The organism is Arsukibacterium perlucidum DSM 18276 (assembly GCF_000382165.1).
In the GTDB taxonomy this organism is placed as follows: domain Bacteria; phylum Pseudomonadota; class Gammaproteobacteria; order Enterobacterales; family Alteromonadaceae; genus Alishewanella; species Alishewanella perlucidum.
The window spans coordinates 133,438-154,684 of the sequence record NZ_KB907705.1; the positions used below are offsets into that span (position 1 = coordinate 133,438).

Here is a 21,247-nt window from a genome sequence, read left to right on the forward strand (position 1 = left end):
GACTCAGGAAGAAGGATGTAACATGCGGAGAACGGTAACAGAGCAGCAACCCCTGTATTTAGGCATTGATGGTGGTGGCAGTAAATGTCGGGTGGTGCTGATGACTGCGGATAACCAGGTGCTGGGAGAGGGGCTGTCCGGTCCGGCAAATCCGCTGCGGGGCATGTCACTGGCTACAGCATCAATTCTGGATGCGACAGCGCAGGCGTTAGACAGCGCAGGCCTGGAGCGCAGTGCAATGTCACAACTGCTGGTTGGCGCAGGTTTAGCCGGCGTAAATTTACCAGAGTACTTTCAGTTGTTCTCGGCCTGGCAACACCCATTTGCCAGTATGCATCTGACCAGCGACTTGCATATTGCCTGTATTGGTGCGCATCAGGGGCAGGATGGTGCTGTGTTGATCTGTGGTACAGGTTCCTGCGGTCTGGCAGCAGTTAAGGGCCAGGTGCTGGAAGTTGGTGGCCATGGTTTTCCATATGGTGACAATGGCAGTGGCGCCTGGTTTGGCTTGCAGTTGTTAAAGCAGGTATTGCGCAGTAAGGATCAGTTGATTGAACCTACCCTGCTGACCGAATTGCTACAGGCAGAATTAGCTTGTAGCGATACCCTCCACCTGGTGTCGCATTTTATGCAGGCCAGTCCGACTGATTACGCCAGGTTGGCACCGCTGGTGTTTACCGCTGCAGAGCACGGTGATGCAGTAGCGCGGCAAATTGTTGAGCAGGGTGCTGGCCATATTAATGCCATCGCTGAGCGGTTATTGACTATTAATCCCCCAGCCTTGTGTTTAATAGGCGGTCTGGCATATAAAGTAGAACCGTATCTTGCATCAGCGGTTCGCCAATTGGTGGTACCCGCTTCCCAGCCGCCAGAGCATGGTGCAGTGTGGTTTGCCAGGCAAGCCAGTGCCAAAGCTGCTGAAACCGGAATAACATGATGAATAAACAATCTAATCAACGCAGCAATCATGGCAGTATTGCTGTTGCCTCTCTTTTTGATGGCAGTAACTGGCACAGCAATGTTGAGCTAAGCTGGCAGCAAGGGCTGATTACCGGAATCAGGCCTGCAAGCGGAGCCGTGCAGGCCGGTATCCTGGTGCCCGGCTTTATCGATTTGCAGGTGAATGGCGGCGGCGGCGTACTGTTTAATACTGCGCCAGCTTTAGCAAGCTTAAACATTATGGTGCAGGCCCACGCCCGCTTTGGCACCAGCGCAATGTTACCTACTGTGATTACAGATTCTGTAACGGTGATGCAGCAAACCGCTGATGTGGTGGCACAGGCTATCGCCGCAAAACTTCCGGGGGTCATTGGTTTGCACTTTGAGGGGCCTCATTTAGCCGTTCCAAAAAAAGGCGTGCATCCGGCCGAGCACATCCGGCCGCTGTCTGCTGCCGAGTTGGCGCTGTATCAGCGCACCGATATTGGCATTAAGCTGATTACCGTAGCACCGGAAAACGTCACGCCACAACAAATTAAGCAATTGACTGCTGCTGGTATGCAGGTCTGGCTGGGGCATTCCAATGCAGATGCCGCCACAGTGCAGCAGGCGTTGAATGCAGGAGCCCGGGGGTTTACTCACTTATATAACGCTATGTCGCCGCTAACGTCGCGTGAACCTGGCATGGTAGGGGTAGCACTGACTGATACCGACAGTTGGTGCGGCATTATTCTGGACGGCCTGCATTTGCACCCGACCGCGGCCAGATTGGCGCTTGCGGCTAAGCCTAAAGGCAAAATCGTGCTGGTGACTGATGCCATGGCACCTGTCGGCACCGATGACACTGAGTTTGCTTTTTTTAGCGGCAAAGTGGTCCGCGACGGCAATAAACTTACTAATGAAGCCGGGGCGCTGGCCGGTTCTGTACTGGATATGGCTGGTGCAGTGCGCTATGCCATTGAGATACTGGCGGTTGAGCCGGGCGAAGCTTTGCGAATGGCGGCGCTTTATCCAGCCGAAGCCTTGGGCTGTGCCGAAAGTTGTGGCCGGCTAAGCAATGGTTACCAGGCCAACATGGTACTGCTGAATGAGCATTATCAGGTGCAACATAACTGGATAGCCGGTAGCAGTATTTATCAGGCGCCTGAGTGCCAATAGCGTAATTGATTACAATAAAAGAGGAATAATTAAAATGGATAGATCTCTTGCCCGGCCGGTAAGCCATAGCAGTGTGTTACCAATGATAATTATCGGTATCTTATTTTTTATCTTTGGTTTTGTAACCTGGTTAAATGGTTCTCTCATCCCTTTTTTAAAAATTGTTTGTGAACTGAATGAGTTCCAGGCGTTACTGGTTACCTTTGCTTTCTACATTGCCTATGTGGTGATGGCGCTGCCAATGTCGTTTGTGCTGAATAAAGTAGGCTATAAAAATGGCATGGTGCTGGGGTTGCTGATTATGGCCGTTGGTGCCGTAATGTTTATCCCGGCAGCCCAGACCTCGCACTATGCTCTGTTTTTGGTGGCTTTATTTATTTTGGGAACGGGGCTGACCATTCTACAGACTGCCTCGAATCCCTATATAGTCTGTATTGGCCCGCGCGAGAGTGCAGCGATGCGGATCAGTATTATGGGCCTGGTGAATAAAGGTGCTGGCTTTATAGTGCCTATTATTTTTACTGCCTGGGTACTGACTGGCATGGACCAGTTTTCAGAACAGGCACTGGCGGTTTTAAGCGATGCCCAGCGTGAGCTTCAGCTGGCTGAGCTGTCGAACCGGCTGGTCACCCCCTATCTTTATATGACCGTTGCGTTATTGTTATTGGCCGCTTTTATAAAGTTTTCACCATTACCTGAGCTTAACTTAAACGACAGTGAAGATGACAGTGCAGCAAATAATGGCTGGACCGCTATTTTCAGGCATCCTCAGCTGGTGTTGGGGGTTATGGCGTTATTCGTCTACGTCGGGGTGGAAGTGATTGCCGGTGATACTATTGGTTTGTATGGGCAGGGCCTGGGAGTGGCGCATTTTGGTGCGCTGACGTCATATACCATGGCTTTTATGGTGTTGGGCTACCTGGTGGGGGTATTTTGCATTCCTAAATACTTGTCGCAGGAACGGGCGCTGCAAGGGTCGGCTGTATTTGGTTTGTTGTTTACCCTTGGCGTGATGTTTGGCAGTACCGATAGTAGCGTGCTGGCGAATGTGCTGTTTGGCTGGAGTGGTATTCCGGTGGTACCGGATACCGTAATGTATCTGGCACTGTTGGGTTTCGCTAATGCCCTGGTCTGGCCGGCGGTATGGCCTCTGGCGTTGCAGGGGCTGGGTAAACTGACCAGTACCGGTTCAGCGTTGTTAATTATGGGTATTGCCGGTGGCGCGATCTTGCCAATGGTATATGGCTATCTTGCTCACAACTCTGGTAACAGCCAGTTTGCTTACTGGATGATGTTACCTTGTTACGCTTATATTCTGTTTTACGCTTTCAAAGGCCATAAGCTGCGTAGCTGGCGCTGATAGTCAGGGTTATAAGTAGCATGCAACCACGTTTTTATGCGTTAGATGCACTCCGCGGCCTGGCTATTGCGCTGATGATCCTGGTGAACACACCAGGATCCTGGAGCCACGTTTATCCACCTTTGTTGCACGCCGACTGGCACGGTTTTAACGCTGCAGATCTGGTGTTCCCGCTGTTTTTGTTTGCAGTGGGAGCGGCAATGGCGTTTTCAATGCAAGGGCAAACTTTAAACCAAAGCAGTTTACTGAAAGTCGCTAAAAGAACAGTGCTATTGTTAAGTTGCGGCCTGTTGCTGCATTGGTTTGCTGTATTGTCGCTTACTGAGTTGCGCTTACCCGGGGTACTGCAACGGATTGCCCTGTGTTACGGTCTGGCTGCCGTGCTTATTTTAGGGTTAAAGCAGCGCGCGCTGGTAGGGTGCTGTGTTGGTTTATTACTGCTGTACTGGGCATTACTGGTTAGTTTTGCCAGTGGTACCCCTTATACGCTTAGTGGCAATGCAGTACAGCGCTTAGATCTGTGGCTATTTGGTGCGGCACATCTCTATCAGGGATATGGCATACCGTTCGACCCGGAAGGGCTGCTCAGCACACTGGCGGCGCTCAGCTCTACCCTGATAGGTTATCTGGTCGCCAGTCATTTGCGTTTGTTAATTAACATTCAGCGCATGCGTTGGTTAAGTTGTTGGGGTAGCGGCCTGGTGGTGGCCGGCTTGCTCTGGCATATCGTCTGGCCATTAAACAAAGCCTTATGGACCGGCAGTTACGTGCTGTTTTCCAGTGGTTTAATATTATTACTGCTGGCTTTACTGGTTTATCTGCTGGATATCAAACCCCAGCGCTGGTTGCAACCACTGGTAGTTTATGGCACCAACCCGTTGTTTATTTATATGTTGTCGTGGCTTTGGGTTATATGCGCCAGCCAGTATCTGGTCTGGCAATATGATGGTGCTGCCCTTTCCCTGTATCAGGCTGGTTTTAATGGCTTAGCCGCAGTGCTGTCACCGCGGCTTGCCTCGTTGCTGTTTGCGCTGCTGCACGTTGCCTTATTCTGGATGCTGTCACAGTGGTTGTATAAACGGAAAATATTTATCCGTTTATAAGTTTTATTAATATTTCAGTTCAGCTTCTGCTAAATTTCGCTTTTAAAGCCCGTTCAACATGAGCGGGCACGAAACTACTGATATCCCCGCCATGCCGACACACTTCTTTTACTAAAGTAGATGAAATAAAAGTATTTTTTTCTGACGGCGTCATAAACAGACTATCCAGCTCAGGGTTCAGCTGCCGGTTCATGCTGGCCAGCTGAAACTCATATTCGTAGTCGGCCACTGCACGTACTCCCCGCAGTAGTACCTGGGCATGTTGCTCTTTAGCAAACTGAGCCAGTAAGCCGGAAAAGCCAATTACCTGCACATTGCGGCAGCCGGCAAAAGCCTGTTCTGCCAGCTGCACCCGTTCATCCAGGCTGAATAAAGGCTGTTTACTGGGGTTGGACGCTACCCCAACCACTACTGCATCAAACAGCCGGGCCGCCCTTAATACTAAATCGCTGTGGCCATTGGTTAATGGGTCAAAGGTGCCGGGGTAAATAGCTTTTACTTTCATATTTTTATGCTTAGGTTATTGCCACCTGCCACCACTGCGGTGCAAGCGACTAGAGTTTTTAGTCAGTTTAGCGTTACTATAGCAAACTACTATACCAACAAAGAAGCTTAGCTGCCGAGATGGAAAAAAAGCTCAGAACCAAAGACAAAATTTTGCAAGCCAGTATCGCCCTGTTTAATGAAATAGGGGAACGCCAGGTTACCACTAATCATATTGCCGCCCACTTAGGTATCAGCCCGGGTAATTTGTACTATCATTTTCGTAATAAAGAAGACATTGTCCGGCAAATTTTTAAAGAATATGCCAAATTACTGGAAACCCGGATCAAACCGCCTGCGGCCGAGACTGAAGCACTGGACGCCCTGGCCGAGTATCTGGATGTGGTATTTGAGCTGATGTGGCGTTTTCATTTTTTCTATGCCAACCTGCCCGACATTCTGGCGCGCGACAGGGCATTGCAACAGGATTATGCCCGGGTGCAGCAAGGCGTGCTGGAGCGGGTGATCTCGGTGTTAAAGGCGCTGAAAGCCAAAGCCGTGATTGAAATTGCTGACGAGGACATTACCGACTTCGCTCACAGCATTAAACTGCTGGTAACTTTCTGGATCAGTTACCTGAAAACCCAGTCGCCGGATAAGCCGATAAATCAGGCCAGTGTGTATCAGGGGGTGTTAAAAGTGTTGTTATTGTTTAAACCTTATGCCACAACTCAGGCTTTACCTCGGATCAGTAAGTTACAACAACACTATGCCAATCTGGCCAGTGCAGAGCAGGCCAGCTAATAAAAGTACTGCCTGTTGTATCTGATTATTTACAGCTTAACAGCTGCCTGCTTTGCTCCTTAATAACCAAACGCTGCAGAGCAGCGGCTTAACCTTTACAATGTGCATCTTTTAAAATAGCTCAGACTATCGCCAACCAGGAGGCCGTATGCGCAACAGCGCTTTTCTGCAACACCTACAACAACAAATTGAAGACGTAACCGCAGAAGGGTTATTTAAAGCAGAGCGGATTATCTCCTCCCAGCAACAGGCTGGTGTGACGGTAGGTGGTACTCAGGTGCTGAATTTCTGTGCCAATAACTACCTTGGTTTAGCCAATCACCCGGATTTGATAGCTGCAGCAAAACAGGGCCTGGACAGCCATGGTTTCGGAGTAGCATCGGTTCGTTTTATTTGTGGTACCCAGGATATTCATAAAACTCTTGAAGCTAAACTCAGCGAGTTTCTGGGCACTGAAGACACCATTCTTTATTCATCTTGTTTCGATGCCAACGGTGGTTTGTTTGAAACCATTTTAGGCCCGGAAGATGCTGTAATTTCTGATGCTTTAAACCATGCTTCAATTATTGACGGTGTGCGGCTTTGTAAAGCAAAGCGTTACCGTTATGCCAATAACGATATGACCGATTTGGAAGCGCAGTTAAAACAAGCCGACGCCGATGGTGCCCGCTTTAAACTGATTGCCACCGACGGTGTATTTTCGATGGACGGCATTATTGCCAACTTAAAAGCAATATGTGATTTAGCCGATAAATATAATGCTATGGTTATGGTTGACGACAGCCATGCAGTTGGTTTTGTTGGTAAAAACGGCCGCGGCACTCATGAATACTGTGATGTGCTGGAGCGGGTAGATATTATTACCGGCACCCTTGGTAAGGCGCTGGGTGGTGCTTCAGGCGGCTTTACCTCAGGCAAAAAAGAAGTGATTGCCTGGCTGCGGCAGCGCTCACGACCGTATTTGTTCTCTAATTCGCTGGCGCCGTCTATCGTTACCGCCTCAATTAGGGTACTGGAGATGCTGGCAGCGGGCGATGCGCTGCGGGCGACGCTTTGGGACAACGCCAATTATTTCCGGGAAAAAATGTCTGCTGCCGGTTTTACCCTGGCAGGTAAAGATCATGCCATTATTCCGGTGATGCTGGGCGACGCCAAAGTGGCGGCAGAAATGGCGAAAAGAATGCTGGCTGAAGGTATTTATGTTGTTGGTTTCTCGTTTCCGGTAGTGCCAAAAGGCCAGGCCCGTATTCGCACCCAGATATCAGCAGCACACAATAAAGCGCAACTGGATAAGGCCATTGATGCCTTTATCCGGATTGGTAAAGACATGGGCGTGATCGCATAAGGGCGGGACGTATAATGAAAGCACTGGCAAAACTTAAAGCAGAACCCGGCATTTGGCAGACAGAGGTTGATAAACCTGAAGTTGGCCCGAATGACGTGTTAATCAAAATTAAAAAAACCGCGATTTGCGGTACCGACGTCCATATCTACAAATGGGATGAATGGGCGCAAAACACCATTCCGCACGGTATGGTAGTTGGCCATGAGTATGTCGGCCTTATTGAAGGTATGGGCTCAGAAGTTCGTGGTTTTAAAGTGGGTGACAGGGTGTCGGGCGAAGGCCATATTACCTGCGGTTATTGCCGCAACTGTCGGGCCGGCCGGGTGCACCTGTGTCGTAATACCACTGGCGTGGGCGTTAACCGGCCGGGTTCATTTGCCGAATATCTGGTTATTCCTGCTTATAACGCCTTTAAATTACCCGATAATATTCCCGATAATATCGCTGCTATTTTCGACCCCTTTGGCAATGCAGTACATACGGCTTTGTCGTTTGATTTGGTGGGCGAGGATGTATTAATTACCGGCGCCGGCCCTATCGGTATTATGGCTGCCGCCGTGGCGCGCCATGTTGGTGCCCGCCATGTGGTAATTACTGATGTCAATCCCTACCGGTTGGAGCTGGCTTTAAAAATGGGTGCCAGCCGCGCGGTTGACGTTAGTAAGCAGAACCTGAAAGATGTGATGAAAGAGCTGGGCATGACCGAAGGTTTTGACGTCGGGATGGAAATGTCCGGTGTACCGTCGGCGTTTCGTAACATGCTGGATACCATGAACCATGGTGGCAAGATCGCCATGCTGGGTATTCCGCCATCTGATATGGCGATTGACTGGAATAAAGTGATTTTTAAAGGCCTGGTGATCAAAGGTATTTACGGCCGGGAAATGTTTGAAACCTGGTACAAAATGGCCAGTTTAATCCAGTCAGGTTTGGATCTGACCCCTATGGTAACCCATGAAATGCCGATGGAACAGTTCCAGCAAGGGTTTGATATTATGTGTTCCGGCCAATCCGGTAAAGTGGTCCTAAACTGGTAGCAGGCTAAAATACTGCTGCAACATTAAATAAAAGGCAAATAAAAAGGCGAACCGGAGTTCGCCTTTTGTGTTATTACGCTATGCCTTAACGGGCAATAGTAATGACCGGCGAGATCCAGCTTTCCATAGTTCGGGGGCGCTTATTAAAATTAATATAGGTGTCTGCAGGCCGCAGTTTTTATGAGCTGTAAACCTGATTACGGCCATTTCTTTTAGCCTTATATAAGGCTTTGTCAGCGTCAGCCAGCAGTTCTGTTAAATCGTAGCCTGACTGACTTACATCACTGATCCCGAAACTGGCGGTGATGGTAATTTGATGATCATATTGCTCAGTATCAATGGTTTCTAAGGCCTCACGGCATATTTCGGCCAGCATTTCAGCTTTAGACAACACGCAGTCGGGTAACACTATCGCAAACTCTTCGCCACCAATGCGGCCGAAAATATCACTGTTACGCATAAAATGGCGGCAAGTTTTCACCACTTGTTTTAAGGCCCAGTCACCGGCGGCATGGCCAAATTTATCATTAATACTCTTAAAATAATCTAAATCAAATAAGATGGCAGCAAGCGGCTTCTGATTTTTCTGACAGTAACTGATAGCCAGCGTGGCTTGCTGGTTAAAATGGTAGCGATTGCTGATGCCGGTAAGCTGATCATACTCGGCCATGCGCCGAAAGCGGCGGCTGCCTTTGATGCCGCGATAAGCCAGCACCGCCAGCATCAGCGTCAGGCTAATCAACAAATACAGCATTAAGTTACGGTTTTGCGCCTGTTGCTGATATAAATTTCGCTCCAGCGACAGCAGTTCGTTATCTTTATCGAGCAGGGCAATATGGCGCGCCTGCAACCGGGCTTCACTGCTGGCCATCTGGTAAGCCAGTTGCTGACTGGCTTTTTCCTCGGCAATGGCTACTTCGGTTTGTCTGAGCTTATCGGCATACTGCAGCAATTGCTGAAAATCACCCTGCTGTTTAGCCAGTAAGTAAAGCACCCGGTAGGTGACCAGTACAGCAGGATCGTTACGATCAGTGGGTAAAATACGCTCGGCCTCTGCCGCCAGGGTAACTGCCTGCTGCAGCTGGTCTGAATGCAACAGTGCTTCGGCTGCGGCCGCATTAAAACCGGCGCTTAATATCGGGTAGCGGGTGTCCTGCACTTGAGGCAGGTGCTGGTGATACAGTTGCAGCACAGTGTGATATTGCTGTTGCTCCAGCAGGTAAAACAGATGGTTGCGGATGATAAGCAACTGAAAGACAGATTCCGCCGTTTGTTCACACAGCGTATTGGCTTCATTAAATTTGGTGATATAGGTGTCAAAACCGGCTGTATTGTAAGTGCCTTGCAGACCGAGAGCCATTAAGCGACAACTCAAACTTTCATTCTTGCTAAGAGATAATCCCCTTTCAACTAATTGCTGGGTTAAGTCATAGCGTTCAATATTATTAAAAAGCAGGATTACCTGGCCAATTACCTGATAGTAGTCCAGATCATTTGTCAGTGTTGGTAACGCAGTCAATAGTTGCTCAACATTGAGGAAAGCTTCAAGGTAGTGATAACTCAGTATGTGAATATTAACCTTAAGGCCAATTACTCTTAAAGTAATCAGACTATTATCCTTAAAATCAATACTTTCCAGAATATCCAATGCGGTATTAAAATCACCTCTGGTGGTGAGATCGTATGCAATTAGTAGATCCAGATATTGTTGCTCAGTGGCAGTTAAATAATGAGTATCGAGTTCTGCCTTTACAGCCTGCAATGCATAGCTAAACTGTACCGAATCTTTAAGTCTTAGTTCATCTAGTTTCTTCAGATTTTCGGTTACAGTTATTCCATACACTTTGAATATGCATAAACATATAGCCAAAACCATAATTTTAATCATTAAGCGGGGTATTGCCATGCTTCGCTTAAACTGCTGATTTTAATAAATCTTTATTATCTTCAGATTCAGGTTCAGGTTCTGGCGTTGTCGGTTCTTGAGGTTCCTGTTTCTCTGGTTCCTCAGGGGCAGGAGTTATGATAAAACAAATAATTTTCTCTTTTAGCAACGCCTGCTCGGTACTGGCCAGCACCTGTTGCAGTGCAGTGGCGGCTTCGCTTGGCGTATTATCCCAGTTGGGTTGCAGCGCCAGGGTAACTAACTGTTCGGTAATATTTGGCATAATAGTCAGCATTTCTGAAAAGTTATGCCTAATGTAAGCAGTTTTAACAAAAGCTACAAGTACTATCTGTGCTCATTTTATCTGCAGACTGAACAGTAAAAAATCGTCTGGCAGGCAGTGTTGTTGTGCAAAACCCAGTTTACGGGCAGAGTTAATAGCGGCGTTATTGCTGCTGTGAATACGCGTGGTCAGCTGTGTCACCCGGCTATCTGCGCTGGCGGTTTGCAGCAGTAACTGGCCAAGTGCCTTACCCAGCCCGCGTTGCTGCCAGGCTGGTAACAGCATCCGGCCTATTTCGGCACTGCTTTGCTCTGGCAATATATTCAGCATGGCCAGGCCGATGTTTTGCTGGCTGGGGTTATGGTTAACCAAATAATAGGCCGGCCCTGTACTGAGTTTAAGGATCCGGCCAAAACGTTGCCGCGCTTGGTCCACGCTTAGCGGCGGCTGAATATATCGCATTACCTGCGGGCAGCTAAAAAGTGCAATAAACAGCGGCTCTGCGGCTGGCGTTAGCGGTGACAGGCTTAATACCGGCTCAGCTAGTGGTATCGGGTTTAATATCGGGCTTAGCATTGGGCTTAATCAGGCTTAATCAGGCTTAATCAGGCTTAAGATTGGGCTGAGCATCAAGCGCAGCCAGCTGGGCCAGCATGGTGGTGTTCGGCTGCAGTTTACTGGCCGGCGGGATAACCAGGGTGGTTTTGCCGCTTACCGCAGCACTGGCCAGCGCATTAAGCGGCAGGCTATCAATGCGCGCCTGTTCGGTTGGCAGGCTGGCGGCTTCGTACAGGGTAATAATATGCCCGGGCGGATAAAACTGGCATAAATAATCGGTTAACAGCTGGCGATACTGGCTGGGGGTACTAAAACGGGCCAGGCTGCGATCTCCTGCTATGCCCAGTTGCCACAGTACTAAATAGGCTGCGGTATCTATAGTGCGCTGATAAAACATAAACTGGCTGCATTCATACAGCTGGCAGCCATAGCGGCCCGGATCTATGCCTAAATCGGCATACAGGCAATCTTCGGCTGAAATACCCGGCAGCATTTTGCTGTAATAACCCAGTTCACGGGCCTGGCGCACTGCCTCATGCGGCACCAGCGCAAACACCGCCGGGTGACCATAAAAAGCGCCGACCACTTTTTTACCGGCTGTTACTTCAGCCAGCATTGCTTCGACCATTAGCTGATAGCTATGTTGGCGCGATGGCGCCTGATGATAATACGGCTGTAACGAGCGGACGTCGGGGTGCATTTGCAGCAGCCATTGCTCGGTCATCGCATCGGCCATTAGCATAAACACCACATCGGCTTGCTCTATATAGTTGCGGCTTAATGGGTCAAGATGGGCGCCAAGCATAATACCGGTGCCAACACATATCAGGCTGCCTTGCTGCATCTGTTACTCCCTTTGTGCGCCGCTGGCGCTATAGATTATTTGGCTAACTGCTGTTGCAGCAGCGCTAGAATATCCTGGCTTTTGCCAAGCAGCCGCAGTTGGCTGAATAAGCTTTGGGCTTCAGGGTACTGCAGTTTCAGGTAACTAAACCACTGTTTTACCCGGTTAGCGTAGTACTTGCCTTTATCGCCGGCGATTTCAAATTCGGAGTATTGCATTAACAGCTGCAACACCTGCGGCCAGGGCATGGCGCTCTGCTGCTGCCGGATATGCTGCGCCAGGTTAGGCATGGCCAGCGCACCACGACCCAGCATAATATCCTGACAATTGCTTTGTTGCTGGCACAGTAAGGCCTGCTGCGCATTCCATATTTCGCCATTGGCAATAAGTGGTATCGATACCTGCTGTTTAATTTTGGCTATCCATGGCCAATAGGCAGGGGGCCGGTATCCGTCGGTTTTGGTGCGGGCATGAACAGCTAAACTGCTGGCGCCGGCCGCGGCAATAGCGCAGGCATTATCCAGGGTAAGGCTGGTATCCTCATAACCTAAACGGATTTTAGCGCTGACGGCAAAGGCTGGCGGTACCGCATCGCGCACCGCTTTGACAATCTGGTACAGCTTGTCGGTGTCTTTTAACAGCACCGCACCGCCGCGGCTTTTATTCACGGCCTTGGCCGGGCAGCCAAAGTTTAAATCTATGCCGGGCGAGCCCAGCTCTACTGCTCGCAACGCGTTTTCGGCCAGCCAGCCGGGCTCTTGCCCTAATAACTGCACCCTAACCGGCGTGCCGGCCAGGGTTTTGCCGCCTTGCAGCAGCTCCGGGCACAGCCGGGTAAATACCCGTGCTGGCAGTTTTTGATCGACCACCCGCACAAATTCGGTGATGCACAAATCGTAGCCGCCAATCTGGGTTAGCATTTCGCGCATTAGATGATCGACCACGCCCTCCATCGGCGCTAATACGATTTGCATGTTGGTCCCTACTTGAATTAAGGGCGCTATTGTAGCCGGAACCGGCCTGGTTGGATATTACTGGTTGGCTAATCGGTGCAGCAGTGCCTGATTTTCCCGCTCTATATGGCGGTAGAATTCAATATCGGCCAGCTGTGCGGCTGCGGCTTCATCCAGTACCACAATGGCGTGCTGATGCAATTGCAAAGCTGAAGCGGGGCAGGCAGCCGTAAGCGGGCCTTCAATCATTGCTTGTACGGCATTGGCTTTATTGGCTCCGGTGGCCAGCAGCAATACTTTGCGAGCATCCAAAATGGTGCCAATTCCCATAGTGAGCGACAAATGGGGCTGGTACTCATCTGGTTGAAAAAAACGGGCATTGTCGGCAATAGTGGCTGGCGTCAGGGTTTTAATCCGGGTACGGGAACGGAGCCCGGATGAGGGCTCGTTAAAACCAATATGGCCATTGCGGCCTAACCCGAGTAGCTGCAGGTCAATACCGCCGGCCGCGGCAATTTGTTGTTCGTATTGCTGACAGGCAGCAACAGGATCGGCAGCTGAACCGTCAGGTACAGCGGTGTTTTCCGGCAAAATATCGATAGCGTTGAACAGATGCTGCTGCATAAAATAGCGGTAACTTTGTGGATGCTCAGCAGCTAAACCCAGATACTCATCAAGATTAAAGGTTCTGGCCCTGGCAAAAGAGACCTGTTGTTGCTGGCAAGCGTGAATCAGCAAGCGATAAAGTGCTAAAGGCGTGGAACCGGTAGCCAAACCCAGCACAGACTGCGGGTGCTTGGTAAGCTGACGGATAAAAAGTTGTGCGCCATAGTCAGCAACGTCGTCTGCAGTAGGTAAGATAACAATTTGCATCAGATCAGCCCCGGTTAGACATTATTAAATAACATACTATGCTCCAGCGAATAACATGACTTTAGCAGACCTTTGGCCAAATGACAACGCTGTCATTTGGTTGTGTTTCTACTATTTTCTAATTTTTAAAGGGGGGTACAGCAGCTGACTGGGCTGTTTTGCTGCGGCGGCAGCGTTCTGAACAATAAACCACATTTTGCCAATTCAGTTGCCATTTTTTGCGCCAGCTAAAGGGCAGCTGACAGCGGGGACATATTTTTTGTGGGAGCAGCGGTTTACGGTGGACCACAATCCAGCCTCAAGCCAGTTTAGTTGAGGCTGTATACGGTATGAATGTCCTGGCGGTGCAATAACTCGGCAAAATCGGGCAGGCTCAGGCTGTCCAATTCCAGCACATCGAGAATAGCTCCGCTGTAATTTTGCCACTCCGGGTCAACATTAACGTTATAGAGCAACCGGCTTTCACCGCTGAAAAACTCGGCCAGTTTAAGCAGGGCGAATAACTGTTGCTCATAATCATTGTCTGATTGCAGAATAAGCGCTGGGCTGTGATGGTAAGCAATGACATTGCAAAGCTCGGGTGTTAACCCCCAGGACTGGGCAATTAAATAGCCCAGTACTTCATGGCAGGTCTGAAAATGTTGCTCTTCAAGCTCGCTGTAGCCCCGGCCAGCTTGCAAGCCAAGCTGCATAAGGTTGGCATACTGTGGTGCCTGCTCGCTAATCAGCGCTATACCGGCGTTATGAAATAAACCCAGACTATAGCAATCATCCTGAGTAGCCTGATTAAGATTAAACTGTTTGGCCAGTGCCATAGCGATAGTGGCAGTATGCAGAGCGCTACTCCATAAGCGCTGGCTAAACGGATCCTGCCGGCCCTCGGCCAGGGTGAAACGCAGCAAAATACTGCGAACCAGAGCAATAACCCTGCTCAGGCCCAGATATTTGCAGGCATGTTCAATTGAAGTGATTTTCTGGCGCAGGCCAAAGAACGCTGAATTTACCACTTTTAAGGTAAAACCAGCGATGCCGACATCCAGATTAATTAATGCGGCTATCCGGCTAATGCTAGGCTCGTCTTTAGCCAGCTGCTGCTGAATATGCCGTAAAATTTCTGGTCGCGGCGGAATAGTAAAGCCGCTCAAAGCCCGCTCAATTAAGGCCATATCAAGGGCAGTTGTCATCACGGTTACTCCGGCTGCTGGCCTGTTCATTTACCGATACTTGTTATAGTAAAAGATCAGCGATAAATTGCAATTAGCTATTACGTTGTTGCCGCGCCAAATCGCTTAAGAATCCAGATAAGGCCGGCCGACCATCAATTGTTGAGCCAGCATGATTTCACTTTGTTTATCTTTCAGCTGCAGGTCATTAAATTGGACATCAAACTGAATAAGATCGTCATCAGGCAGGTTTAATGCCACCAGCTTGTCTGGCACCTGGCCAACTTGCCGGTAGGCGTTAATGGCAACCTGGGCCGCTTGCTCCATCAGGGTTAAAAACTGACCAAGGGGATAATGCTGAAAAATCTCTGCGTCCAGATGTGCCCAGCCCAGTAAATCGCCACTGATACTGCCATCGGCATGATCGGTAAATAACATTGATACGGCCGGACTAGACGGGTTTTCACCGGCAGTAAACTGGCTGACATCAGCTTCACTGAACAATAACACGAAGCCAAAGCCCGGGCAGCCCTCCGCATCCATATCGTCGAATGAGGAATCGTACAATAAAAACAAGCGATTATCTGACGGACTATCGGACACAGAGCCTCCGGATTTAAACAAGAACCGGCTATTTTACCTTAGCTGAGGTCAGGGCTAAAGCCCTAAAGTGGATTTTTAATCCATCGTTTGCGCCGCCGGCAGCTTAAGTTGTTGCAATTTCAGGCTGCCAGGGCATTTCCAGTAGTAGGGCCAGCGCAGTTAACAGTGCCTGCTCGGTGTCAGTTTGTAGTTTGTCAGCGGCCACAGCGGCCAGGATTGCCTGCCAGATATGTTGTTTTAACAGCGGTGCAGCACCAAGCAGGTTGTCAAGCTGCCGGGTTAAGCCGGGCAAATTGCTTACAGGCCGTGGCGTATCGTCCTTAAGCCCCAGAGTAGTTAACCCAGCCTGCCAAGCCTGCTGGCAGGCTGCCGGCTCACCAGCCGCACTTACTATAGCGGCGAGTAGTTGTAACGCCGGGGTTTGTACGGCGCTAAATTCTGTTTGGCGGGCGCCGCGAATTTGCTGTTTTGGCTTAAAGTGGCTGGCGACTGTATGGTCAATAAAGTTGATGATAATCCATTCAGATAGAGATAATTGTTTATCTGCAGCGGCCAGTGCCAGGATCAATTTTTCAAACTGAATAAACTGCTGGTGATTAAGTTCTTTCAATGCCGGCACGGCGCGCTGCAACAATTGCACTTGCAACGGCAAACTCAAGGCCTGCACAGCATCGACCATTTGATCAACCTGCTGTAACAGCTCCAGTGAGCCTTGCTCTTTAATCAGCTTTATTTGCTCAGCTTCATAATCGGGGTGCTGTAACAGTAAAGCGCAGACGATTGCCTGAGCCTGCAGCGGCTGCCGACTGTTCTGAACCAACAGCACTGGCAAGGCAGCCATGGCCTGAATTATCGTTTGTTTATCGGGCATGGCATTGCCGGCCGGCTTTGCTGCTGTGGCCTCTGCTGTAACTTCAACCTGGCTTACCGGGCTGGGGAATTTGCCATTCCAGTGCGGTTCCAGGCGTTTAATCCGTTTGCTCAGCGGCGGGTGCGTTGCAAAAATACTGGCCCAGCGGGAAATAGCCTCGCCAAAGAACAAGTGACTATTTTCATCGGCATTCTGATTACTGATTCGGGTGCCGGCACTGTGTGCGCCTATGCGTTTTAAGGCACCGGCAATCCCTCTGGGGTTACGGCTGAATTGTACGGCAGAGGCATCGGCCAGATATTCGCGTTGCCGGCTGACGGCAGCTTTGATCAGGTTGCCAAAAAATGAACCCAAATAACCGATAACGACCAGGCCAAGGGCAATGGCCAGGATACCGCCGCCATTTTTATCTTTGCTGCTGCGGCCAATCCTGCCTCTGCTGGTGCTACCCGAGCGCAGCATGTAGTAACCGATATGCCCTAAAAACAGAATGCCGTTTAAAATGGCGATCATCCGGATATTCATCCGCATATCACCATTTAAAATATGGCTGAACTCGTGTGCCACCACCCCTTGCAGCTCGTCACGGTTTAACTGCTCAATGCAGCCCCGGGTCACCCCGATTACCGCATCACCCGGGCTGTAGCCCGCTGCAAAGGCGTTAATACCTTTTTCAGGTAAAAGATAAACCGGGGGTACTGGCACATTGGCAGCGATAGCCATCTCTTCTACCACGTTCAGCAAACGCCGTTCAAGTGGGTCGTTGCTGGCGGCATCAATCCGGCTACCGCCAAGGCTGATTGCGACTACTTTGCCGCCGCCTTTTAACTGCTGCCATTTGATCAGCACCGCAATGCCGACAGCGGTAAGCACGCCAATACTGATAAAAAACACTGCCTGCCAGGGTAAACCATGCTCTATTGCAGAGAGCGAATCGGCATTTTGTATATCAACCAGGCCCAGCCCAACCAACACCAGGGCGTTGGTCAGCACTAACAGCAGGATAACGGCCAGGCTGAACAATGATACCAGGATCCGGGTGTTACGACGGGCTAAATCCTGTTGGCTGAAAAAGTTACTCGCCATGGCTTATCAGAAGCTTACTTTAGGTGCTGCCTGGATTAACTGGCTGTCTTCAAACTCCAGCAGGGCGGCGTCTTTAGCGTGACCAAAGCTGGGTGCAAATAATACCGGCGGGAAGCTCTGTTTATAGGTATTATATTCGGTAACGCCGTCGTTAAAAGCCTGACGGGCAAATGCTACCCGGTTTTCAGTGCTGGTCAGCTCTTCAGACAGTTGCATCATATTCTGATTGGCTTTCAGGTCAGGATAAGCCTCCATTACCATATTCAGCCGGCCCATTGCACTTTGCAACGCGCCTTCAGCGCCCGCCAGCTGGCTGATAGCGCCGGCATCACCCGGGTTATTTGCGGCTACTTTTAAGCCGGCCATCGCTGCGTTACGGGCACTGATAACGGCTTCTAACGTTTCCCGCTCGTGCGACATATAGGCTTTGGCGGTTTCAACCAGGTTTGGGATCAGGTCGTAACGGCGTTTTAACTGCACTTCAATTTGGGCAAAGGCATTCTGAAAGCGGTTTTTTAACTTAACGAGTTGATTAAAAATACTAATGACATAAAAAATTATGACAGCAAGTATCACAAGTATAATAAGTAAATTCATGATGGATTCCCGGCGCAATGATCAGATACTAATATTGTTAACAATTGTTTAATCGAATGTCCAGCCTTTCTTGTGCAGTAGCTGTTGAAACATCAACTGAAACATCAGGGTTGCTGCCGGCTGCTATTTCAACATCAGTGCGTTATCATAGTGCCAATGGTTACTTTACAAAATAGTGAGAGCAAATATGACCGATTTTCACCATATTTCAGTTGCAGATACCGCAGCAATGCTGGCACAGCAGCACGTGATTATTGCCGATATCCGGGATGAGCAAAGCTTTGCCAATGGTCACATAGCAGGGGCTTATCATTTGAGCGATGGCAGTCTGCGCCAGTTTATGCAGCAGGTTGAGTTTGATCAGCCAGTCATTGTTGTTTGCTATCATGGCAATTCCAGTCAGGGTGCGGCTCAATATCTGGCGCAGCAGGGCTTTGAGAAGGTATATAGTATGGATGGTGGCTTCAGCCAGTGGCAGCAATCGCAGCCATTTGAGCGTAGCACCGATGCATAAACTGGCTGAGCTAAACAACCCGGCTGCTGCTTTACTTTTTGCTGACTATTGTCAGAGCAGCGGACTGCAGGTTAAGGCTGAGCTGGCCACTGCAGGCCCGGCAATATTGTATTGCGATGAAGGCGATTATCAGCAGGCAACCGCCTTGCTCAGGGAATTTATTCAGCAGCCTGATCACCCCCGTTATCAGGCCGCAGCCTGGCAGCGCAGCCAGCCGGTAGCTCAGACAGGACGACCAGTTAAGGTTGCTATTCCCTGGGCGAAAGTAATCAATAGCCCGGTCACTTCGCTTATTTTGCTGTTATGTTTGTTGGTATATGGCTGGCAGCAACTGGATTTTAAAACTGCAACCAGCAGCTTGCAGCTTACCGAGCCCGCTCAGTTGTGGCGCTGGTTTACCCCTGCTTTATTGCATTTTTCAGTAACCCATCTGGTGTTTAATCTGTTGTGGTGGCTGTTGCTGGCATCAGCGCTGGAACGCCGGTTCGGTAGTATCAGCTTACTTCATTTCACAGTGGTAACCGCGGTTATTTCTAATGCTGCTCAGTATTTTTTGGTTGGTACCAATTTTGGTGGTTTATCTGGTGTGGTGTATGCGCTGTTTGGTTTCTGCTGGCTTAACCAGAAACGTGATCCGCAACCCCGGCCTCTGATCAGCGACCCTCTGGCAATTTTTATGGTGGTATGGTTGTTACTGGGCTTTGCCGATGTGCTTTGGGTCAGCATGGCAAACTGGGCCCATTTAGCCGGTTTACTGGCCGGTTTACTGATGGCCTTGCTGATGAAGCCGCCCCGGGCGGCTGTCGATCATTGATACAAATATTTAGTAAATAATAAGTCTTTGATAATAGTGTCGCCGGTTTCTCTTTTCAGCACTTCCTGCAATTTTGTCAAAATTGTGGTCCGGATCTCTTCTCTGCCGGTCAGCGATTTTATGTTGTCTTCTGATTGTTTGCTCAGAATGCCAATAATGGTATCAAGGATCAGTGGCTCGTGGTGCTCAATCGCCGGAATAAAACGTTTATCAATAACCATTAGCTCCACCGTCACTCTGACATAGCCAAGGCTGCGGCGGTTACCGGAGACGTAGTTGGTGACAATATCCGGATCAAAGCCATAATAAACAAACTCCGCTTCTTGTTGTCTGGCGCTGGCTGGTGACAGCGTCAGCATTAATGCAAGAACTACAAAAACGAATAATTTCATGTTGCCTGGCCTTTTTGCTGCATCAGGAGAATACTTTGTTAACCTTAGTGTTTTCCCAAGCTCATTACCAGTTTAATTCTGCTGCAACCAATAGTTTTTTCAGCTGAAAAGCCCGGCTGAACTTGTTATCATTCGGCCACATTATCGTTAGCTGAGCATTTTAGTGGCCGAACCTGCTATTTCATTAGCCGCTGACTGGCAATTGGCCAGTGCTGTTACTTTACCTCCTATGTTACAGGCCTGGTTGCTGGAACCCGCCTCCCTGACAGCAAGGTTGAAAAACCGTGCCCGTGATTTTCAGTTGCAGGTACTGCAGCAACAGCAGCAGGCATTACCTGACTTTTTGCAACCTTTGCTGCCGGGTATTGATGTTGCTCAGTGCCGGGAAGTACTGATGTCCTGCAATAAGCTGCCTTGTGTTTATGCTCAGAGTTGGCTGCCATTGCCAACGTTAGCTGCATTGCAACCCCTGGCAGAGCTTGGCGATCAGCCGCTGGGTGAAGTGATTTTTCAGCAGCAACATGTCTCGCGCAGCGCGGTTGAGGTTGCCAGAGTGTATTTGCGGCAGCCGTTGGTTACTACGGTTGCGACAGGCGAATACTGGGCCCGACGTTCGGTATTTACCCTGGCGGGGCATCCGCTATTAGTTGCCGAAGTATTTTTAGATGGAATCGTAACCCTGTGAACTGGCAGTTAAGCTGGCAACGCTGGCCGGATTACCGGCTATTGATGCGACTGGATAAACCGATTGGCATTTATTTGTTACTGTGGCCCACCTGGTGGGCTTTATGGCTGGCAGCTGAAGGGTTGCCGGATCTTAAGCTGCTGCTTATTTTCAGTTTTGGCGTAGTACTAATGCGGTCCGCCGGTTGTGTTATAAACGACTATGCTGATCGCCACTTCGATGGCCTGGTTGAACGCACTGCACAGCGACCGTTAGCGCAGGGCAGGGTTAGTGCAACAGAGGCTTTGCAGTTGTTTGCGTTGTTGGTTGCGCTAAGTGCCGGTTTGTTATTTTGGTTAAACTGGCAAACGGTGTTGTTGTCAGTAGTGGCCTTGCTACTGGCAGCCGCCTATCCCTTTATGAAGCGCTACACCCACTTGCCGCAACTGGTGCTGGGAGCAGCATTCAGCTGGGGTATGCCAATGGCATTTATGGCAACGCAGCTGCAGTTGCCGGCGTTGGTGTGGTATTTATATCTGGCGAATTTATGCTGGACGGTAGCCTACGATACCTATTACGCCCTGGTTGATAAACCCGATGACCTAAAAGCCGGGATAAAATCTACTGCCATTTTATTTGGCCGGCAGGCGTTAGCGATTATCGGTTTGCTGCAGCTGTTAACCTTGTTATTGCTGGGATATGTTGGGGTGCTGGCGCAGTTAAGCATGGTTTATTATGTCGCGCTCAGTTGTTGTGTGCTGGCGTTTATCTATCAGTTTCGTCTTGCCATAAGCGGCCGGGCAGGCTGTTTTCAGGCGTTTTTACATAATCATTATGTCGGGTTGCTGGTGTTTGCCGGTATTGCCCTGCATTATTTGTTTTATAGTGCTTAGCCGGATGGCTGATTCTTGACTTATT

At 49.6% G+C, this 21,247-nt stretch carries 24 protein-coding genes; 11 read left to right on the forward strand and 13 right to left on the reverse strand.

Features of this window, described 5'->3' with window-relative positions; genetic code table 11:
* Positions 1–22 precede the first annotated feature (22 nt).
* Genes nagK through H141_RS0105845 form a run of 4 tightly spaced genes read left to right on the forward strand, consistent with a single transcriptional unit; the run spans position 23 to position 4,560 of the window.
* The gene (nagK, locus tag H141_RS0105830) at positions 23–937 is read left to right on the forward strand and encodes an N-acetylglucosamine kinase (RefSeq protein ID WP_019675310.1); all 915 of its coding nucleotides are present in this window, start codon (positions 23–25) and stop codon (positions 935–937) included.
* Positions 934–2,097 carry an N-acetylglucosamine-6-phosphate deacetylase gene (gene nagA / locus H141_RS0105835; RefSeq protein ID WP_240473096.1) on the forward strand — a complete coding sequence of 388 codons (1,164 nt, stop codon included), beginning with the start codon at positions 934–936 and terminating at the stop codon, positions 2,095–2,097. The genes nagK and nagA overlap by 4 nt, the downstream gene beginning before the upstream one ends.
* Before the next feature lie 34 nt (positions 2,098–2,131).
* Entirely contained in the window at positions 2,132–3,457 is a 1,326-nt protein-coding gene (locus H141_RS0105840) for a sugar MFS transporter (protein WP_019675312.1), read from the forward strand.
* Positions 3,458–3,477: 20 nt separating this feature from the next.
* Positions 3,478–4,560, forward strand: a complete 1,083-nt coding sequence (locus H141_RS0105845) for an acyltransferase family protein (RefSeq protein ID WP_019675313.1) — start codon at positions 3,478–3,480, stop codon at positions 4,558–4,560.
* A 19-nt stretch (positions 4,561–4,579) separates the two neighbouring features.
* On the opposite strand, the gene coaD is transcribed toward H141_RS0105845, so the two are convergent.
* Positions 4,580–5,065, reverse strand: a complete 486-nt coding sequence (coaD, locus tag H141_RS0105850) for a pantetheine-phosphate adenylyltransferase (RefSeq protein WP_019675314.1) — start codon at positions 5,063–5,065, stop codon at positions 4,580–4,582.
* 119 nt (positions 5,066–5,184) lie between these two features.
* On the opposite strand from coaD, the gene H141_RS0105855 reads away from it, so the two are divergent.
* From H141_RS0105855 to tdh, 3 genes are all read left to right on the forward strand, one after another.
* Positions 5,185–5,847: a TetR/AcrR family transcriptional regulator gene (locus tag H141_RS0105855; protein WP_019675315.1), complete on the forward strand. Its 663-nt coding sequence runs from the start codon at positions 5,185–5,187 to the stop codon at positions 5,845–5,847.
* Positions 5,848–5,995: 148 nt separating this feature from the next.
* Positions 5,996–7,192 (forward strand): glycine C-acetyltransferase, encoded by a 1,197-nt coding sequence (locus tag H141_RS0105860; RefSeq protein ID WP_019675316.1) that lies wholly within the window; start codon positions 5,996–5,998, stop codon positions 7,190–7,192.
* Positions 7,193–7,206: 14 nt separating this feature from the next.
* A complete protein-coding gene (tdh, locus tag H141_RS0105865) occupies positions 7,207–8,229 on the forward strand; it encodes an L-threonine 3-dehydrogenase (protein ID WP_019675317.1) in 1,023 nt (340 codons plus the stop codon).
* A gap of 178 nt (positions 8,230–8,407) precedes the next feature.
* Here tdh and H141_RS21735 read toward each other — a convergent pair whose 3' ends face one another.
* From H141_RS21735 to H141_RS0105920, 11 genes are all read right to left on the reverse strand, one after another.
* Entirely contained in the window at positions 8,408–10,072 is a 1,665-nt protein-coding gene (locus H141_RS21735; protein WP_205620343.1) for a GGDEF domain-containing protein, read from the reverse strand.
* A gap of 70 nt (positions 10,073–10,142) precedes the next feature.
* Positions 10,143–10,397 carry a hypothetical protein gene (locus H141_RS0105875; protein ID WP_033425406.1) on the reverse strand — a complete coding sequence of 85 codons (255 nt, stop codon included), beginning with the start codon at positions 10,395–10,397 and terminating at the stop codon, positions 10,143–10,145.
* 72 nt (positions 10,398–10,469) lie between these two features.
* Entirely contained in the window at positions 10,470–10,973 is a 504-nt protein-coding gene (locus tag H141_RS0105880) for a GNAT family N-acetyltransferase (protein WP_019675320.1), read from the reverse strand.
* A 25-nt stretch (positions 10,974–10,998) separates the two neighbouring features.
* Entirely contained in the window at positions 10,999–11,799 is an 801-nt protein-coding gene (locus tag H141_RS0105885; RefSeq protein ID WP_019675321.1) for an SAM-dependent methyltransferase, read from the reverse strand.
* Positions 11,800–11,834: 35 nt separating this feature from the next.
* The gene (locus H141_RS0105890; protein WP_019675322.1) at positions 11,835–12,773 is read right to left on the reverse strand and encodes a tRNA-dihydrouridine synthase; all 939 of its coding nucleotides are present in this window, start codon (positions 12,771–12,773) and stop codon (positions 11,835–11,837) included.
* Positions 12,774–12,830: 57 nt separating this feature from the next.
* Positions 12,831–13,625 carry a glucosamine-6-phosphate deaminase gene (nagB, locus tag H141_RS0105895; RefSeq protein ID WP_019675323.1) on the reverse strand — a complete coding sequence of 265 codons (795 nt, stop codon included), beginning with the start codon at positions 13,623–13,625 and terminating at the stop codon, positions 12,831–12,833.
* Between the two features lie 118 nt (positions 13,626–13,743).
* Complete coding sequence (locus H141_RS21095) at positions 13,744–13,914, reverse strand: DUF2256 domain-containing protein (protein ID WP_083923035.1); 171 nt, start codon at positions 13,912–13,914, stop codon at positions 13,744–13,746.
* Between the two features lie 19 nt (positions 13,915–13,933).
* A complete protein-coding gene (locus H141_RS0105905; RefSeq protein WP_019675324.1) occupies positions 13,934–14,809 on the reverse strand; it encodes an HDOD domain-containing protein in 876 nt (291 codons plus the stop codon).
* A gap of 105 nt (positions 14,810–14,914) precedes the next feature.
* Positions 14,915–15,391 carry a hypothetical protein gene (locus H141_RS0105910; protein ID WP_019675325.1) on the reverse strand — a complete coding sequence of 159 codons (477 nt, stop codon included), beginning with the start codon at positions 15,389–15,391 and terminating at the stop codon, positions 14,915–14,917.
* A gap of 103 nt (positions 15,392–15,494) precedes the next feature.
* Positions 15,495–17,348 (reverse strand): M48 family metallopeptidase, encoded by a 1,854-nt coding sequence (locus tag H141_RS0105915; protein ID WP_019675326.1) that lies wholly within the window; start codon positions 17,346–17,348, stop codon positions 15,495–15,497.
* A gap of 6 nt (positions 17,349–17,354) precedes the next feature.
* A complete protein-coding gene (locus H141_RS0105920; RefSeq protein ID WP_019675327.1) occupies positions 17,355–17,945 on the reverse strand; it encodes a LemA family protein in 591 nt (196 codons plus the stop codon).
* 187 nt (positions 17,946–18,132) lie between these two features.
* Between H141_RS0105920 and glpE the strand changes: the two genes are divergently transcribed.
* Positions 18,133–18,459, forward strand: a complete 327-nt coding sequence (gene glpE / locus H141_RS0105925) for a thiosulfate sulfurtransferase GlpE (RefSeq protein WP_019675328.1) — start codon at positions 18,133–18,135, stop codon at positions 18,457–18,459.
* Complete coding sequence (gene glpG / locus H141_RS0105930) at positions 18,452–19,273, forward strand: rhomboid family intramembrane serine protease GlpG (RefSeq protein ID WP_019675329.1); 822 nt, start codon at positions 18,452–18,454, stop codon at positions 19,271–19,273. The genes glpE and glpG overlap by 8 nt, the downstream gene beginning before the upstream one ends.
* On the opposite strand, the gene H141_RS0105935 is transcribed toward glpG, so the two are convergent.
* The gene (locus H141_RS0105935) at positions 19,267–19,665 is read right to left on the reverse strand and encodes a flagellar basal body-associated protein FliL (protein WP_019675330.1); all 399 of its coding nucleotides are present in this window, start codon (positions 19,663–19,665) and stop codon (positions 19,267–19,269) included. The two genes, glpG and H141_RS0105935, sit on opposite strands and share 7 nt — an antisense overlap.
* Before the next feature lie 163 nt (positions 19,666–19,828).
* Here H141_RS0105935 and H141_RS0105940 point away from each other — a divergent pair, with 163 nt between their 5' ends.
* Together H141_RS0105940 and ubiA are read left to right on the forward strand one after the other, a co-directional pair.
* A complete protein-coding gene (locus H141_RS0105940) occupies positions 19,829–20,350 on the forward strand; it encodes a chorismate--pyruvate lyase family protein (RefSeq protein WP_019675331.1) in 522 nt (173 codons plus the stop codon).
* A complete protein-coding gene (ubiA, locus tag H141_RS0105945; RefSeq protein ID WP_019675332.1) occupies positions 20,347–21,222 on the forward strand; it encodes a 4-hydroxybenzoate octaprenyltransferase in 876 nt (291 codons plus the stop codon). Before H141_RS0105940 ends, ubiA begins: the two co-directional genes overlap by 4 nt.
* Positions 21,223–21,247 lie beyond the last annotated feature (25 nt).